This window comes from Streptomyces sp. NPDC001270, from assembly GCF_042896695.1.
Taxonomy (GTDB): domain Bacteria; phylum Actinomycetota; class Actinomycetes; order Streptomycetales; family Streptomycetaceae; genus Streptomyces.
This window is the reverse complement of sequence record NZ_JBIAXM010000107.1, coordinates 1-1,387: the sequence shown is the minus strand read 5'-3', so window position 1 is coordinate 1,387 and position 1,387 is coordinate 1. Positions and strand designations below refer to the sequence as shown.

Genomic DNA, 1,387 nt, shown 5'->3' with positions numbered 1-1,387 from the left:
GCCACCACCCGACGCGGCACCCGCACCACATCCCGCAACAACACCGGCAACTCACCCGCCACCGCCCGAGCACGCAACACACCGAAATCAAACCGAGCCGGCACCAACCGCGCCTCCCCCACCCCCAACGCCACATCCAACAACGCCATCCCCTCACCCTCCGACAAACCAACCAACCCACCCCGACTCATCCGCACATGATCCACACCACCCAAATGACCCGTCATCCCACTCGCATCCGCCCACAACCCCCACGCCAACGACACCCCCGCCAAACCACACCCCCGCCGCCACGCAGCCAACCCATCCAAAAACCCATTCGCCGCCCCATAATTCGCCTGCCCCGCACTACCAAACACCCCAGCACCCGACGAAAACAACACAAACGCCGACAACCCCAACCCCTCCGTCAACTCATGCAACCACCACGCCCCACCCGCCTTCGCACCAAACACCGACACCAACCGCTCACCCGACAACGACCCCACCACACCGTCATCCAACACACCCGCCGCATGCACCACCCCACGCAACGGAAACTCCCCCGGCACCGCCGCCAACGCCTCCACCACACCCTCCCGCCGCGACACATCCGCCGCCACAAACGTCACCCGAGCCCCCAACCCAGCCAACTCCTCCCCCAACTCACCAGCACCCACCGCCGCACCACCCCGACGCGACACCAACACCACACTCCGCACCCCATACCGCACCACCACATGACGCGCCACCATCCGCCCCAACGTCCCCGTACCACCCGTAATCAACACCGAACCACCCACACCCACCCCACCCAAACCAGCACCCAAATCCCCGATCTCACCCGCATCCACAACCGCATCCTGGCCCAGGCCACTCTCCACCGCCCGCACCCGACCCAACCGCGGCACCCGCACCTCACCCTCCCCCAACCACACCTGAGGCTCACCCGACGCCACCACCCCACCCAAACGACCACGCCACCCCTCCACACCCACACCCACATCCACCAACACAACCCGCCCCGGATGCTCCACCTGCACCGACCGCACCAAACCCCACACCGCAGACCCCACCACCGAACCCCCCACCACACCACGCGTCACCACCACCCCCGGCAACACCCCCTCACCACGCCCCAACCACCCCTGCACCCAACCCAACACACCCTCAACCACCCCACGCACACCCACCGCATCAACCACCTCACCCACACCCGTCAAATCCAACACACCCTCATCCAACACCCCACCCACACCCACACCCTCATCCACAACCCCCGACACCCACTCCACCTGGAACAACGCATCCCGCACCCCCACCCCCACCGACGACAACTCACCCACACCAATCGGCCGCAACACCAACGACCCCACCACCGCCACCACAACCCCCACCCCATCAGCGA

General features: G+C 66.3%; 1 protein-coding gene. It reads right to left on the bottom strand.

Annotation, left to right across the window (positions count from 1 at the left end; translation table 11 throughout):
* A partial coding sequence (locus tag ACFY2B_RS46185; protein WP_390769052.1) for a beta-ketoacyl reductase occupies positions 1 to 1,367 on the bottom strand: 1,367 nt, incomplete at its 3' end.
* Positions 1,368 to 1,387 lie beyond the last annotated feature (20 nt).